The sequence below is a fragment of the Bradyrhizobium sp. IC3195 genome (assembly GCF_020193585.1).
In the GTDB taxonomy this organism is placed as follows: domain Bacteria; phylum Pseudomonadota; class Alphaproteobacteria; order Rhizobiales; family Xanthobacteraceae; genus Bradyrhizobium; species Bradyrhizobium yuanmingense.
Genome location: NZ_JADYVG010000002.1, coordinates 297,211 through 311,359, shown reverse-complemented (window position 1 = coordinate 311,359; position 14,149 = coordinate 297,211). Strand labels below are relative to the sequence as shown.

General features: G+C 64.9%; 12 protein-coding genes. 10 read left to right on the top strand and 2 right to left on the bottom strand.

Features of this window, described 5'->3' with window-relative positions:
- The first annotated feature begins 7 nt into the window (after positions 1-7).
- On the top strand, positions 8-358 hold the full coding sequence (locus tag I6F09_RS05095; protein ID WP_036011104.1) for an antibiotic biosynthesis monooxygenase: 351 nt from the start codon (positions 8-10) through the stop codon (positions 356-358).
- A gap of 51 nt (positions 359-409) precedes the next feature.
- On the top strand, positions 410-1,219 hold the full coding sequence (locus I6F09_RS05090) for an isocitrate lyase/phosphoenolpyruvate mutase family protein (RefSeq protein ID WP_225187607.1): 810 nt from the start codon (positions 410-412) through the stop codon (positions 1,217-1,219).
- A 57-nt stretch (positions 1,220-1,276) separates the two neighbouring features.
- On the opposite strand, the gene I6F09_RS05085 is transcribed toward I6F09_RS05090, so the two are convergent.
- Positions 1,277-1,666, bottom strand: coding sequence for a hypothetical protein (locus I6F09_RS05085; RefSeq protein ID WP_036011109.1), 390 nt, complete (start codon positions 1,664-1,666; stop codon positions 1,277-1,279).
- Between the two features lie 164 nt (positions 1,667-1,830).
- Here I6F09_RS05085 and I6F09_RS05080 point away from each other — a divergent pair, with 164 nt between their 5' ends.
- A complete protein-coding gene (locus tag I6F09_RS05080) occupies positions 1,831-2,475 on the top strand; it encodes a trimeric intracellular cation channel family protein (protein ID WP_036011112.1) in 645 nt (214 codons plus the stop codon).
- A gap of 55 nt (positions 2,476-2,530) precedes the next feature.
- Here the strand turns inward: I6F09_RS05080 and I6F09_RS05075 are convergent, their stop codons facing one another.
- Entirely contained in the window at positions 2,531-3,778 is a 1,248-nt protein-coding gene (locus tag I6F09_RS05075) for a c-type cytochrome (protein ID WP_225187606.1), read from the bottom strand.
- A gap of 283 nt (positions 3,779-4,061) precedes the next feature.
- Here I6F09_RS05075 and I6F09_RS05070 point away from each other — a divergent pair, with 283 nt between their 5' ends.
- From I6F09_RS05070 to I6F09_RS05040, 7 genes are all read left to right on the top strand, one after another.
- A complete protein-coding gene (locus I6F09_RS05070) occupies positions 4,062-7,553 on the top strand; it encodes an indolepyruvate ferredoxin oxidoreductase family protein (RefSeq protein WP_225187605.1) in 3,492 nt (1,163 codons plus the stop codon).
- Positions 7,554-8,487: 934 nt separating this feature from the next.
- Complete coding sequence (locus I6F09_RS05065; RefSeq protein ID WP_036011137.1) at positions 8,488-9,645, top strand: thiolase domain-containing protein; 1,158 nt, start codon at positions 8,488-8,490, stop codon at positions 9,643-9,645.
- A complete protein-coding gene (locus tag I6F09_RS05060) occupies positions 9,645-10,034 on the top strand; it encodes an OB-fold domain-containing protein (protein ID WP_036011139.1) in 390 nt (129 codons plus the stop codon). The genes I6F09_RS05065 and I6F09_RS05060 overlap by 1 nt, the downstream gene beginning before the upstream one ends.
- Positions 10,035-10,231: 197 nt before the next feature.
- A complete protein-coding gene (locus I6F09_RS05055) occupies positions 10,232-11,092 on the top strand; it encodes a MaoC family dehydratase (RefSeq protein ID WP_036011141.1) in 861 nt (286 codons plus the stop codon).
- A 175-nt stretch (positions 11,093-11,267) separates the two neighbouring features.
- Entirely contained in the window at positions 11,268-12,146 is an 879-nt protein-coding gene (locus I6F09_RS05050) for an SDR family oxidoreductase (protein ID WP_036011144.1), read from the top strand.
- A 125-nt stretch (positions 12,147-12,271) separates the two neighbouring features.
- On the top strand, positions 12,272-13,225 hold the full coding sequence (locus I6F09_RS05045; protein ID WP_225187604.1) for a dihydrodipicolinate synthase family protein: 954 nt from the start codon (positions 12,272-12,274) through the stop codon (positions 13,223-13,225).
- A 4-nt stretch (positions 13,226-13,229) separates the two neighbouring features.
- Positions 13,230-14,024: an NUDIX hydrolase gene (locus I6F09_RS05040; RefSeq protein ID WP_225187603.1), complete on the top strand. Its 795-nt coding sequence runs from the start codon at positions 13,230-13,232 to the stop codon at positions 14,022-14,024.
- The last annotated feature ends 125 nt before the right edge of the window (positions 14,025-14,149 follow it).

Below are 14,149 nucleotides of genomic sequence, written 5' to 3'. Positions count from 1 at the left end.
GACGCCCATGATCGCCGTGATCTTCGAGGTCTGGCCCAAGCCGGAACACCGCCAGACCTATTTCGACCTTGCAGCCGATCTGAAGCCGTTGCTGCAGACCATCGACGGCTTCATCTCGGTCGAGCGCTTCGAGAGCCTGACGGAGAAGGGCAAGATCCTGTCGGTATCGTTCTGGCGGGACGAAGCGGCCGTCCAGGCCTGGCGCAACACGATGGAGCACCGCCGCACCCAGGCCAGGGGCAGGGCGCAGATCTTCGCCGATTATCACTTACGCATCGCCAGCGTCATCCGCGACTACGGCATGAACGATCGCGACGAGGCGCCGAAGGACAGCCGCGCCGTGCATGACGCGCACTAGCGGACTCGAAAACGCAGCCTTATCTCTGCGCGGCTAACAAGGGAGAGAAACATGCACGTGACGACCGCTGACAAGCGCGCGACGTTCAGGAAAATGCACGAGAGCGGCTGCTTCATCCTGCCCAATCCGGTCGATGTCGGCAGCGCGAAAGCCTTGCAGCATCTCGGCTTCAAGGCGATCGCGTCATCGAGCGCGGGCTTTGCCTGGACCATCGGCAAGGCCGACAACCACGTCACCGTCGAGGACGTCTGTCAGCATCTGGCAGCATTGAGCTCGGCTGTCGACATCCCCGTGAACGCCGATTTCGAGGGTGGCTTTGCGGTCGAGCCCGACAAGGTCGCGGACAATGTCGAGCGCGGTGTGCGCACCGGCGTTGCGGGCCTCTCGATCGAGGATTCCACCGGCGACAAGGACAAGCCGCTCTACGATCGCGCGCTGGCCGTCGAGCGCATCAAGGCCTCGCGCGAGGCGATCGGCGACAGCGGCACGCTGCTGGTCGGCCGCTGCGAGGCCTATCTGTGGGGCGTGACCGATCTCAAGCTCGTCATCGACCGGCTCACCGCCTATGCCGATGCTGGCGCCGACTGCCTCTATGCGCCGGGTCTGAAGAGCCGCGAGGACATCGCCGCGGTGGTCAAGGCGGTCGCACCGAAGCCGTTCAATCTTCTGATCGGCGGCTCCGGCCTGTCGCTGCAGGAAGCCCAGGATCTCGGCGTGCGCCGCATCAGCGTCGGCGGCTCGCTCGCCCGCGCCGCCTGGGGCGGCTTCATGCGCGCGGCCAAGGAGATGGCGGAGAAGGGGACCTTCACCGAGCTCGGCGGTGGCTATCCCGGCGGCGAGCTCAACAAGATGTTCGGGTAGGCAAACGAAAGCGGCGGGATGTTGCATCCCGCCGCTCTCGCGCATCATTACGAAATGTTACTTCGCCCCGTCGGACGGAGCTGGCGTATTCGGGGCCGGCCTGTTCGGCGCTGCACCCGTGGTCACGCCCGGCTCGGTGTTGCTGCGCGGCGTCACGTCACGCATGCCGGGAGGTGCGGCCGGATTGGTCGGCTGCGTCTGCGCAGTCTGCGAGGCCGGTGTGTTGCTGGCCTCGTTGGTGGTGCTGGAATTGTTCAAGCCGTAGAACACTGCGCCCAGCACCAGGGCGACAGCGACCGCAAACAGCGCGATCTTGCCGCTGGAGGCGGGGCCTTCCCCGAGCTCGGGATCGGCCTGCAGGTCGGCATCCCGGCGCGCCGCGCGAGAGTACTCATCGTCGGCGAGGTTCGGGCGGTACGGATCGTTGGGAAAACGGTCGTCTGCCATCGATTTGGTCTCCTCGGTTATGACCCCGGGACAACCCTCAGGTGCGAGATTCTGTTCCGCCGCCTTGGTGCTTTCGTCGCATGTTGCCTCGGTGTGGGGAATCGGGAACCTGTACCATGGGAACCCACGCCTGAGTTCGAGGGCCATGGAGGAGGGAACACGCGATGTGGAGCCTGCCGCCTACCGATAGCGTGCTGCATTTCCTGTCCCTGGCCGCGGTGGCCGCGCAGGGCATGACGGCTGCGCTCGCTGCCGGACGCCGCAGCATGGATTGGCTGGGCGTCTGCTTCCTCGGCTGCATCACCGCGCTCGGCGGCGGCACGTTGCGCGATCTCTTCCTCGGACATTATCCGCTGGCCTGGGTGCAGAACCCGATCTATCTCGCGCTCGCCGGCGGCGCCGCCTTCCTCACCATCCTGTTTGCGCGCCTCGTGCACCGGCTGAAGGTCGCCTTCATCGTGCTCGATGCCATCGGTCTCGTCGTCTTCACCATGGCCGGCTGCGACGTTGCCTGGCAGATGGATGCCTCGCTGCCGATCGTCATCGTCTCGGGCATGGTGACGGGCTGCGCCGGCGGCGTGCTGCGCGACGTGCTCTGCAACGACGTGCCGCTGCTGTTTCGCTCCGAGCTCTATGCCAGCGTCTCGGTGGTGACGGGGTTGTTCTATGCGACCGCGTTCGGTCTCAAGCTCAACGCGGAGCTCTGGACCATTTTGACATTTGTCCTCGGCATCAGCTTCCGCCTGCTTGCGGTGCGCTACAAATGGGAGATGCCGAAATTCGTGTTCACGGGGGATGAAGAGCGGTGAGCGCTGTCGCGCGCGAATGGCGAATAGCGAATGGTTCTGGGCCATTCGCCACTCGCTATTCCCCATTCGCCTCTCGCTTCCTTGCTTTTGCCACCTGTGCCGGTGTCACCAGCGGGCCTGCATTGCCCCAGGAATTGCGGATGTAGTTCGTCACCGCGGCGATCTCGGCGTCGGACAGCTGCTTGGCGTAAGCCGGCATCTCGCCGGTGTTCGGCGCGCGCGGCGTCGTCACGGTGTGGGCACCGTCGAGGATGATGCGCAAGGTCGAGGACGGATTGATCGATTGCAGCAGCGCATTGCCCGGCAGCGGCGGGTAGATGCGCGGGCTGCCTGTGCCGTCGGCCTCGTGGCAGGCAATACAGAGCTTTGCGTAGACCGCCTGGCCGGCCTTCATCTCGGCAGCGTCCGGCGGCGTTACGATCGTCTCGCGCCGGGCCGGCGGCAGGCTCTTCAGATAGGTCGCGATCGCGCGCACGTCGGCATCGCTCATCTTCGAGGTCGAGTTGACGACGACCTCCGCCATCGGCCCGCCGGCGTGGCTTTTGGCATTGCGCCCGGTTTGCAGGTACTCCGTGATATCGGCCTCGCTCCAGGATTTCAGCCCGGTGCGCGGGGCGCCGTCGAGCCGCGGTGCGAACCAGCCGCCGACCGCGTTGCCGGACAGCGCCTGCGCATCCCGGTCGGCGCCGAAATAATTCTTGGGCGTGTGGCAGGCGCCGCAATGGCCGAGCCCGGTGACCAGGTAGCCGCCTCTGTTCCAGGCCGCGCTCTTGGTCTGGTCCGGCTCGAACAGGCCGGGCTTGAAATACATCGTGTTCCAAAGCCGCATCAGGCCGCGATAGCCGAATGGCCAGCGCAGCTCCGGCGGCTTGTTGCGGCTGGTGACGGGCGCCAGCGTGGCGAGATAGGCGCGGATCGCCAGCGTGTCGTCCTTCGTCATCTTCGTGAAGTAGGGGTAGGGAAACGCCGGGTAATAATTCGAGCCGTCAGGCGCGATGCCGGTGCGCAAGGCGCGGGTGAAATCGGCATCCGTCCAGCCGCCGATGCCGGTGTCGCGGTCCGGCGTCAGGTTCGGCGCATAGATCGCGCCAAAGGGCGTGTCGATGCGCTTGCCACCCGCGAACGGTTTGGCCGGATCGGCAGTGTGGCAGCCCGCGCAGTCGCCGGCCTCGACCAGCGCCTTGCCATAGGCGATCAGCTCGGGCGATGGTCCGGCGGCGCCGGCCGCGCTTGTGACCGTACTTGCAACCGCACTGCACAACGCCAGGCCCACAAGCGCCAGGCCCGTCAGAATCGTCCGCATCGACAGCCTCCCCTGCGACCCATCGACCCTACCTGCGTGAAGGGAAGCGTCGATTCATTTCGCAACGATGGGGGTATGGTGACACAAACTGAAAATCGCCAACGTGTTTCAGGCCACGAAATTGCGATTTTTACCCGAGGCCTCCTTTGGTCCAGAATTGTGGTGCGGAGCATGAAATATCCGACATAGAGTGGCGGAGGTGGTCGGCGCGCCCTAGCTAAAACCAATGGGCAGGCAACGACTTAAGTCAGCAAGACCTGAACAGGGCGCAAGCGAGGACAGCATGGGCATCAACCAGGGTCCGATCAGTCTCGATCAAAAGTACACCCAGCAGACCGGACACGTCTTCACCACGGGCATCCAGGCCCTGGTCCGCTTGCCGATGGCCCAGATCCGGCGCGACCGCGCCAACGGCCTCAACACCGCGGGCTTCATCTCCGGTTATCGCGGCTCGCCGCTCGGCGGCTACGACCAGCAGCTCTTCGCCGCGCGCAAGCATCTCGAGCAGTACAACATCAAGTTCCAACCCGGCGTGAACGAGGACCTCGCCGCGACCGCGGTGTGGGGCTCGCAGCAGCTCAACCTCTCGCCCGGCGCCAAATACGATGCCGTGGTCGGCATCTGGTACGGCAAGGGCCCGGGCGTCGACCGCTGCGGCGACGTGTTCCGTCACGGCAATGCCGCGGGCTCGGCCAAGAACGGCGGCGTGCTGTGCCTTGCCGGCGACGACCACGGCGCAAAATCCTCCACCGTCCCGCATCAGTCCGACCATGCTTTCATGTCGGCACTGATGCCGTATCTCTATCCCTCGAGCATCCACGAGATGATCGAGATGGGCCTGCTCGGCATCGCGATGTCGCGCTATTCCGGCTGCTGGGTCGGCATGAAGGTGATCACGGAGACGGTGGAGACCACCGCCGAGATCGACCTCACCGACGAGATGAAGCCGTTCATCATTCCCACCGATTTCGAGCTGCCACCCGGCGGCCTCAACCTGCGCTGGCCCGACGACCGCTTCGAGCAGGATCGGCGCCTGCAGGACTACAAGGGCTTTGCCGCCATCGCCTTTGCCCGCGCCAATAAGGTCAACCGTGTCACCATGGATTCGCCGAACGCCCGTTTCGGCATCATGGCCTCTGGCAAGAGCTACGAGGACGTTCGTCAGGCGCTGCGCGAGCTCGGCATCACCGAGGAGGTCGCCGCCAAAATCGGCCTTCGTCTCTACAAGATCGGCATGCCCTGGCCGCTCGAGCCGGAAGGCGTGCACGAATTCGCCGTCGGCCTGGAGGAGATATTCATCGTCGAGGAGCGGCGCGAGATCGTCGAGAACCAGGTCAAGCAGGTGTTGTTCAACTGGCGCGACGATGTGCGCCCGCGCATCGTCGGCAAGATGGACGAGCACGACAAGCGCTTCCTGACCTTCGCCGCCGAGCTCAGCGTCGCCTCGCTCGCGACCTCGCTCACCGAGCGCCTGCTTCGACTTGATCTCAACCCTGAAATTGCGGAGATGCTCCGCGCCAAGGCCGATTGGTTCAACGGCCGCCAGGCGACCCAGATGCAGGCGGTCGCCCCTGTCTCCCGAACCCCGTATTTTTGCTCCGGCTGCCCCCACAACACGTCGACGAAAGTCCCCGAAGGCAGCCGCGCGCTGGCCGGCATCGGCTGTCACTTCATGGCGCTGTGGATGGACCGCTCGACCGAGACGTTCACGCATATGGGCGGCGAGGGCGTGCCCTGGGTCGGCATCGCGCCTTTCACCAACGAGAACCACATCTTCGCCAATCTCGGCGACGGCACCTACTTCCACTCCGGCATTCTCGCCATCCGCCAGGCGATCGCCTCCAAGGCCAACATCACCTACAAGATCCTCTACAACGATGCGGTAGCCATGACCGGCGGCCAGCGTCATGACGGCGATCTCTCGCCGCAGCAGATCACCCAGCAGCTTTACGCCGAAGGCATCCGCGAGCTCTATCTGGTCTCGGAAAACCCCGACGCTTACCCGGCTGATACCATCGCGCCCGGCGTGAAGAAGTATCACCGCGACGAGCTCGACAACGTCATGAAGATGTGCCGCGAGTTCAAGGGCACCTCGGCGATCGTCTTCGTGCAGACCTGCGCCGCCGAGAAGCGCCGTCGCCGCAAGCGCGGCCTGATGGAGGACCCGGCGCGCCGCGTCATGATCAATCCGGCCGTCTGCGAAGGCTGCGGCGATTGCTCGGTGCAGTCGAACTGCATCTCGGTCGAGCCGCTGGAGACCGAGTTCGGCCGCAAGCGCGCTATCAACCAGTCATCCTGCAACAAGGACTATTCCTGCCTGAAAGGATTCTGTCCGTCCTTCGTCACCATCGACGGCGGCGCGCCGCGCCACCGCGCGCCAGCCGAGCTCGCTGAGATCGGCGCGCTGCCCGAGCCGGCCTCGCGTCCGACGCTCGACAAGCCCTATAACATCGCCGTCGGCGGCGTCGGCGGCACCGGCGTGCTCACCATCGGCGCGCTGCTCGGCATGGCCGCCCACATCGAGGGCAAGGCCTCGATGATCCTGGATATGTCGGGCCTCGCGCAAAAGGGCGGGGCGGTGCTCAGCCATGTGCGGCTATCAGATCATCCGGCCGAGGTGACCTGCTCGCGCATCGTCACCGGCACGGCCGATCTCGTGCTCGCCGCCGACGAAGTCGTCGCAGTCGCCAAGGACACGATCACCCTTTGTGACACCAGCCGCACCCACGGCATCATCAACAGCCACGTCATTCCCACGGCCGATTTCATCCTCAACCGCGATTTCAATTTCCAGACCCGCAAGCTGAACGGGCTCCTGGAAACGGCGCTGCACAAGGATTCGGTGTTCTTCGACTTCACCAAGCCTGCCGAGCAGCTGCTCGGCGATGCCATCGCCACCAACATGATGATGATGGGCTATGCCTATCAGAAGGGTCTGTTGCCGCTCTCCGCGGAAGCGATCGAGCAGGCGATCGAGGTCAATGGCGTCTCGATCAAGATGAACAAGGAAGCCTTCCGCCTCGGCCGCCTCGCAGTCGCCGACCCCAAGCGCCTTGCCGACATGCTGAAGGGCGGGGACGAAGTGGTCGCGCCGAAGGCGCTGGATGCCATGACGCTGGACGAGGTCGTCGAGCACCGCGCCAAGCATCTGACCGCCTACCAGAACGCTCGTCTCGCCAAGCGCTATCGCAAGCTGGTCGACCAGGTCCGCGATGCCGCCGCGAAGGGCGGCTATGGCGATGCGCTGCCGCGCGCGGTTGCCGTGAATTATGCAAAGCTCCTCGCCTACAAGGACGAGTACGAAGTGGCGCGCCTCTACACCGACGGCGCCTTCGAGCAGCAGCTTCGCGACCAGTTCGAGGGCGACTTCAAGTTCAACTTCAATCTCGCGCCGCCGATCCTCAGCAGCGGTGTCGATGCGCTGGGGCGCCCCAAGAAGCGCGCCTTCGGCCCGTGGATGCTGAAGGTCTTCCGCGTGCTGGCCAAGTTCAAGTTCCTGCGCGGCACGCCGTTCGACATCTTCGGCCGCAGCGCCGACCGCAAGCTCGAGCGCGATCTCATCGCCGGCTACGAGAAGGACGTCGCCACCGTGCTCGGCCTGTTGTCGCCGCTCACGATCGACACCGCGGTCGATTTGCTCTCGCTGCCCGACCGCATTCGCGGCTACGGCCCCGTGAAGGAGAAAGCCGTACACGACGCCAAGGCCCGCTACGCCCAGCTCGCCGCGGATTTGACCAACCCGCCGCCGGCGCCCCGGCAGATCGCGGCGGAGTAGCTGTAGTAGCCCGGATGGAGCGCAGCGTAATCCGGGACGAGTGCCTCCGCGGGTGACGGCCCCGGATTGCGCTGCGCTCCATCCGGGCTACGACACCATCCGTTGCGTTGCCCGTCGGGCAAAACACCCAAGCCATGGTCAAGCCGGTCGCGCAAAAACATTCCGCTTTACCGAAATTCGGAATTATCGTATCTGTCCGCCACCTCATCCCTCTCAGAGGGGCGTATCGCGATCGTCACGAAACGCGGGGTGAGCGGCGGTGGACGCGGGCTGCGTCGCGCGAGTCTTTCGCGCGCACGACGGGCGCGGTCTCGCGTACGGCAAAATCGTGTGGTCCTGACGCCCGGGGTCTGTGCGTCAAGTCTTGCGGGTCTCTCTCGCAAGGCGACGGGGGCAATAGTGCATCGCTCCCCGGGGAGAGCGCGACATAAGCCGTAAAGCCACTGCGCAGGGAAGGCCGGATGTTGAGCCGCACCTGTATGCCGCTGTGCATCTGTTTTTCGCGCAATTCGCGCACAGCGGACCGTGGGTGCCCAGCCGGCACCCGGTCTTCCCTGCGCCCTCTGTCTTCGGAGGGAGCAAGACGGGAGCAAAACTCGGGCGAGATGTGCCGCGAGGATGCGGGCGTGTGTCTGCGAACGAGTCTTGACTTGAAGCAGCGCCATCAGTGGCAACAAACTCCGTCATTGCGAGCGTAGCGAAGCAATCCAGAATTCCTCAATGGAGGGGCTCTGGATTGCTTCATCGCAAGGGCTCCTCGCAATGACGACGCGGCGGGCAGGTTCGCTTGCTATCCGAGGCCCGGATTTCGGATGTGCTCCACTCGCGCCAATCCGCCGCTCTCTCGCGGGGCGGAATATTTCCGCGCTTGCCAATCAGCCCGGTGCGGTTCAGAAAAAAGCACCAAGACAAGACGCGAGCGGAGACTGAAGTTTTGACCATCAAGGGCAAGGCCTACATTGCCGGGATCTACGAACACCCGACCCGGCATGCGCCGGACAAATCCACCGCCCAGCTCCACGCCGAGGTCGCCAAGGGCGCGATCGAGGATGCCGGGATCAGCAAGGATGATATCGACGGCTATTTCTGTGCGGGCGACGCGCCCGGCGGCGCCTGGCCGATGGTCGATTATCTCGGCCTGAACACCAAGAAGCTTCGCCACATTGATTCCACCGAGACCGGTGGCTGCTCCTACATCATCCATCTCGGCCATGCCGCCGAGGCGATCGCCGCGGGCAAATGCTCGATCGCGCTCGTGACGCTCGCCGGCAAGCCGCGCACCGGCGCGATGCCGCCGCGCGCTTCCGGCGCCGAGGTCGATTTCGAAACCGCTTACGGGGCGACCACGCACAATGCCTATGGCATGTGTGCCATGCGCCACATGCACGACTATGGCACCACCTCCGAGCAGCTCGCCTGGATCAAGGTCGCGGCCTCGCATCACGCGCAGTACAATCCGCATGCGATGCTCAAGGACGTGGTCACTGTCGAGGACGTCCTGAACTCGCCGATGATCTCCGATCCCCTGCATCGCATGGATTGCTGCGTCGTCTCCGACGGCGGCGGCGCGCTGATCGTGACGACGCCGGAGATTGCCAAGAGCCTGAAGAAGCCGCTGGTGCGCCTGATCGGCCATGGCGAGGCGATGAAGGGCCCGCGCGGCGGCAAAGATCTCGACCTCACTTACTCCGCCGGCGTCTGGTCCGGTCCGCGTGCGTTCGAGGAAGCCGGCATCACGCCGAAGGACATCAAATACGCCTCGATCTATGACAGCTTCACCATCACCGTGCTGATGCAGCTCGAAGACCTCGGTTTCTGCAAGAAGGGCGAGGGCGGCAAGTTCGTCGCCGACGGCAACCTGATCTCGGGCGTCGGCAAGCTGCCGTTCAACACCGATGGTGGCGGCCTCTGCAGCAACCACCCCGTCAACCGCGGCGGCATGACCAAGATCCTCGAGGCCGTCAGGCAGCTGCGCGGCGAGGCGCATCCGAAGGTGCAGGTCAAGAATTGCGATCTCGCCATCGCCCACGGCACCGGCGGCCTCCTCGGCGTCCGCCACGCCGCCTCGACCGCCATTCTGGAGCGCGTGTGATGAGCGAAGTGAAAAAGTATCCGGCCCCGGTGACGAATCCCGAGACATCAGCGTTCTGGGACGCCGCGAAAGAGGGCAAGTTCATGATCAAGCGCTGCACCGCCTGCGGCGAAGCGCATTACTTCCCGCGCTCGATCTGCCCGTTCTGCTACTCCGACAAGACGGTGTGGGAGCAGGCCTCGGGCGAGGGCACGATCTACACCTACAGCTTGATGCGGAAATCGCCGACCGGTCCTTACGCCATCGGCTACGTCACGCTGAAGGAGGGGCCATCGGTGCAAACCAATTTCGTCGACTGCGATCTGGAGAAGCTCAAGATCGGTCAGAAGGTGAAGGTGGTGTTCAAGCCGACCGACGGCGCCCCGCTGCCGTTCTTCACGGTGGCTTGATTGCTTTCTTCCTTCCCCCCTTGCGGGGGAAGGTGGCGCGAAGCGCCGGATGAGGGGTTCTCTCCACGGAGAGAATCTTCAACGTGGAAGCAACCCCTCACCCGAACGCGTATGTGGCCGGCACCTCGGAGCCCTCTCCCGCAAGGGGAGAGGGCGCATCAGTAAGCGCCGGTGAAATCCCGGGAGAAACCAGAAGAATGTCCGCCAGATACGAAGAGCTCAAAGGCCTGAAAAATCTCGGCCAGAAATACGCCTACACCGATCGCGAAGTCATGCTCTACGCCTACGGCATCGGCCTCGGTGCCGATCCCATGGACGAGAACGAACTCGCCTTCGTCAACGAGGGCACGTTCACGCCGCGGCCGCTGAAGGTGGTGCCGACCTTCGCCTCTGTCGCGGCCTGGGGCTCGGGCCCGGGCGAGATGAATCTCAACCGCGTCATGGTGGTCGACGGCGAACGGGACATCACCTTCCACCAGCCGCTGCCGGTCGCCGCCAACATCACCGCCGACTCCTCGGTGCTCGAAGTCTACGACAAGGGCAAGGACAAGGGCGTGGTCATCGTTCACCAGACCGTGCTGAAGAACGAGAAGGGCGAGAAGCTGGCAACGCTGGTCGCCTCGCGCTTTGCCCGCGGCGATGGCGGCTTCGGCGGGCCGAACCTGACCCAGCCCGATCCGCACAAGATCCCATCGCGCGAGCCGGACAAGACCATCGACATCACCACGCGCCCCGACCAGGCGCTGGTCTATCGCCTCTGCGGCGACCGCAACCCGCTGCACTCCGATCCCGAGTTCGCCAAGAAAGCCGGCTTCCCGCGTCCGATCCTGCACGGCATGTGCACCTACGGCATCACCTGCCGCGGCGTGCTCCAGACCTATGCCGACTACGATGCGAGCGCCTTCCGTCAGCACGTCGCGCGGTTCTCCTCGCCGGTCTATCCCGGCGAGACCGTGACCATGGACCTCTGGAAGGACGGCAACGTGATCTCGTTCGAAGCCAAGGTGAAGTCGCGCGGGGTGACGGTGATCAAGAACGGCAAGACGGTGCTGGGTTAGTGGGCACCGGCGTTTCACTCCCTCGCCCCGCTTGCGGGGAGAGGGTGGGGTGAGGGGCTCTCACCACGAGTCGGGACGGCATTGAGACCTGTACCCCCTCACCCGATCGCTACGCGATCGACCTCTCCCCGCAAGCGGGGAGAGGTGGAAGAAAAACAAACAGGGAGACGCCACCATGGGACTACTCGACGGCAAGGTCGCGCTGATCACCGGCGCGGGCGGCGGGCTCGGTGAGGCCTACGCAAAGCTGTTCGCGCGGGAAGGGGCCTCGGTCGTGGTCAACGATCTCGGCGGTCCCCGCGACGGCTCCGGCGCCGACAAGTCCATGGCGCAGCAGGTCGTGGACGCGATCAGGGCCCAGGGCGGCAAGGCGGTCGCGAACGGTGCCGACATCTCCACCATGGAAGGCGGCCAGTCGGTGTTCGACGACGCCATCAAGCATTTCGGCCGGGCCGACATCCTGGTCAACAATGCCGGCATTTTGCGCGACCAGACCTTTCACAAGGCCAGCGAGGCCGACTGGGACAAGGTCATCAAGGTCCATCTGAAGGGCACCTTTTGTTGCACCATGCCGGTGTTTCGCTGGATGCGGGAAAACGGCGGCGGCGTCATCGTCAACACCTCCTCGACGTCAGGGCTGATCGGCAATTTCGGCCAGACCAATTACGGCGCGGCCAAGGGCGGCATCTGGGGCCTGTCCAACGTGCTCGCGATCGAGGGCCGCAAGTACAACATCCGGATCTGGACGCTGGCCCCGGGCGCCCTGACCCGCATGACCGCAGACCTGCCCCGCTATAAGGAGAACCCCGGCGCCGCGCTCGGGCCGGACGGCATCGCGCCGGCCGTGCTATACATGGTCAGCGACTTGTCGGGCGACCAGACCGGCAAGGTGCTGGGCGTGTCCGGGCCCCGCGGCGTGCGCGAGATGCGGATGATGGAGATGGAAGGCTGGAAGCCGCCGCACTCGGGCTGGAAGGCCCAGGACATCGTCGATCACGCCAAGGAGATCTTCTTCTCCGAGGAGCAGATCAAGATGGGGGCGCGGCGGTTTTAGAAGGCCGTCATCCCGGGGCACGCGAAGCGTGAGCCCGGGATCCATACTCCGGATCGTGGTTATGGATTCCGGGCTCGCGACTGCGTCGCGCCCCGGAATGACAGATTAGAGAAAGACGAGGACCGATGAAACTCACCGCCGACGCCAAGGGCACCTTCGCAATCGCGCCGACGCCGTTCCATGACGACGGCCGGATCGACGAGCGCTCGATCGATCGCCTGACCGATTTCTACGAGGAGGTCGGCTGCGACGGCGTCACCGTGCTGGGCATCCTCGGCGAGGCCCCCAAACTCGATGCCGCCGAGGCCGAGCAGGTAGCGGTGCGCTACGTCAAGCGTGCCAAGAAGATGCAGGTGATCGTCGGCGTCTCCGCGCCGGGCTTTGCCACCATGCGCTCGCTGGCCAAGGCCTCGATGGATGCGGGCGCGGCCGGCGTCATGATCGCGCCGCCGCCCTCGCTTCGCACCGACGACCAGATCATCGGCTATTTCAAGCAGGCGGCGGAAGCCATCGGCCCCGATGTGCCCTGGGTGCTCCAGGACTATCCGCTGACCTTGCAGGTCGTGTTCACCCCCGCCGTGATCCGCAAGATCGTCATGGACAATCCGAATTGCGTGATGCTCAAGCACGAGGACTGGCCGGGCCTGGAGAAGATCTCGACGCTGCGTGGCTTCCAGAAGGACGGCTCGCTCCGTCCGCTCTCGATCCTCTGCGGCAATGGCGGCACCTTCCTGGACTTCGAGATGGAGCGCGGCGCCGACGGCGCCATGACCGGCTATGCCTTCCCGGAGCTCCTGATCGACGTCGTGAACCTCTCCAAGGCCGGCAGGCGCGACGCGGCACATGACATCTTCGACGCGCATCTGCCGCTGATCCGCTACGAGCAACAGCCTGGCGTCGGCCTCACCGTGCGCAAATACGTGCTGCAGAAGCGCGGCATCATCGCTTCCAGCGCGCAGCGCAAGCCCGGTGCGACGATGACGGCGACGGCGAAGGCCGAGGTCGACTATCTCTTGTCGCGGGTCGCCCGTTTCGACAAGCGCGCCAATCTCGGCCCGCAATCCAGCGCCGCAGGCTAGTTGCATGGCCGAGACATCAGCATCACGCCCGGCCTCGACGATCCTCCTGCTGCGCGACGGCACTAAGGAAATCGAAGTCTTCATGATGGTCCGCCATCATCAGATCGAGTTCAACTCGGGCGCGCTGGTGTTTCCCGGTGGCAGCGTCGATGCCGGCGACAACGAGATCGTCGCCCGCGCCGACCTCTATTCGGGCGGCGAAAGCCTCAGCGAAGCGGACCGCGGCTTCCGGATCGCCGCGATCCGCGAGACCTTCGAGGAGAGCGGCATCCTGCTGGCGCGATCGAGGCAGACTGGCCTGGCGGTCGATGCCAACCGCGCCGGCGAGATCGCTGACGCGCACCGCGTTGCCCTCAACGAGCACAAGATCAGCTTCCTGAAGATCCTCGACGACAATGGCCTCCAGCTCGCGCTCGACACGCTGGTGCCTTACGCACACTGGATCACGCCGGAGGGCATGCCGAAGCGCTTCGATACCTGGTTCTTCCTCGCGGCCGCGCCGCCCGACCAGCTCGGCGCCCACGACGGGCGGGAGTCCACCGATTCGATCTGGCTGTCAGCGCGCGAGGCGGTGGAGGGCGGCGAAAGCGGCCGCTTCAAGCTGCCGTTCCCGACCACGCGCAATCTGATCCGGCTCGCCAAGCAGGGAAGCGTGAGCGCGGCGCTGGAGCACGCCCGCGGCCTCTCGATCGTTGCGGTGATGCCGGTGATGACCAAAACCGAAACCGGCCGTCAGCTCCGCATCCCCCGCGAGGCCGGCTATGACGGCGAGGTGTTCGAGGTCGGCCCCGTCGGCTAGCACACTTCGACAGGCGGCGAAGTATCGATGAATCCCGGCGCGCGGGGCAGCCAGCGTCAAACTGTCGTAAAGCTGAAGCGGGCGGCAGGTCCCAATATTAACGATATTCCGCGTCCCGAGGCATG

Excerpts from the sequence above, each read along its gene's own strand:
- I6F09_RS05045 (WP_225187604.1), top strand. The coding sequence starts at position 12,272 with ATGAAACTCACCGCCGACGCCAAGGGCACCTTCGCAATCGCGCCGACG.
- I6F09_RS05050 (WP_036011144.1), top strand. The coding sequence starts at position 11,268 with ATGGGACTACTCGACGGCAAGGTCGCGCTGATCACCGGCGCGGGCGGC.
- I6F09_RS05080 (WP_036011112.1), top strand. The coding sequence starts at position 1,831 with ATGTGGAGCCTGCCGCCTACCGATAGCGTGCTGCATTTCCTGTCCCTG.
- I6F09_RS05075 (WP_225187606.1), bottom strand. The coding sequence starts at position 3,778 with ATGCGGACGATTCTGACGGGCCTGGCGCTTGTGGGCCTGGCGTTGTGC.
- I6F09_RS05070 (WP_225187605.1), top strand. The coding sequence starts at position 4,062 with ATGGGCATCAACCAGGGTCCGATCAGTCTCGATCAAAAGTACACCCAG.
- I6F09_RS05060 (WP_036011139.1), top strand. The coding sequence starts at position 9,645 with ATGAGCGAAGTGAAAAAGTATCCGGCCCCGGTGACGAATCCCGAGACA.
- I6F09_RS05095 (WP_036011104.1), top strand. The coding sequence starts at position 8 with ATGATCGCCGTGATCTTCGAGGTCTGGCCCAAGCCGGAACACCGCCAG.
- I6F09_RS05040 (WP_225187603.1), top strand. The coding sequence starts at position 13,230 with ATGGCCGAGACATCAGCATCACGCCCGGCCTCGACGATCCTCCTGCTG.
- I6F09_RS05085 (WP_036011109.1), bottom strand. The coding sequence starts at position 1,666 with ATGGCAGACGACCGTTTTCCCAACGATCCGTACCGCCCGAACCTCGCC.
- I6F09_RS05090 (WP_225187607.1), top strand. The coding sequence starts at position 410 with ATGCACGTGACGACCGCTGACAAGCGCGCGACGTTCAGGAAAATGCAC.
- I6F09_RS05055 (WP_036011141.1), top strand. The coding sequence starts at position 10,232 with ATGTCCGCCAGATACGAAGAGCTCAAAGGCCTGAAAAATCTCGGCCAG.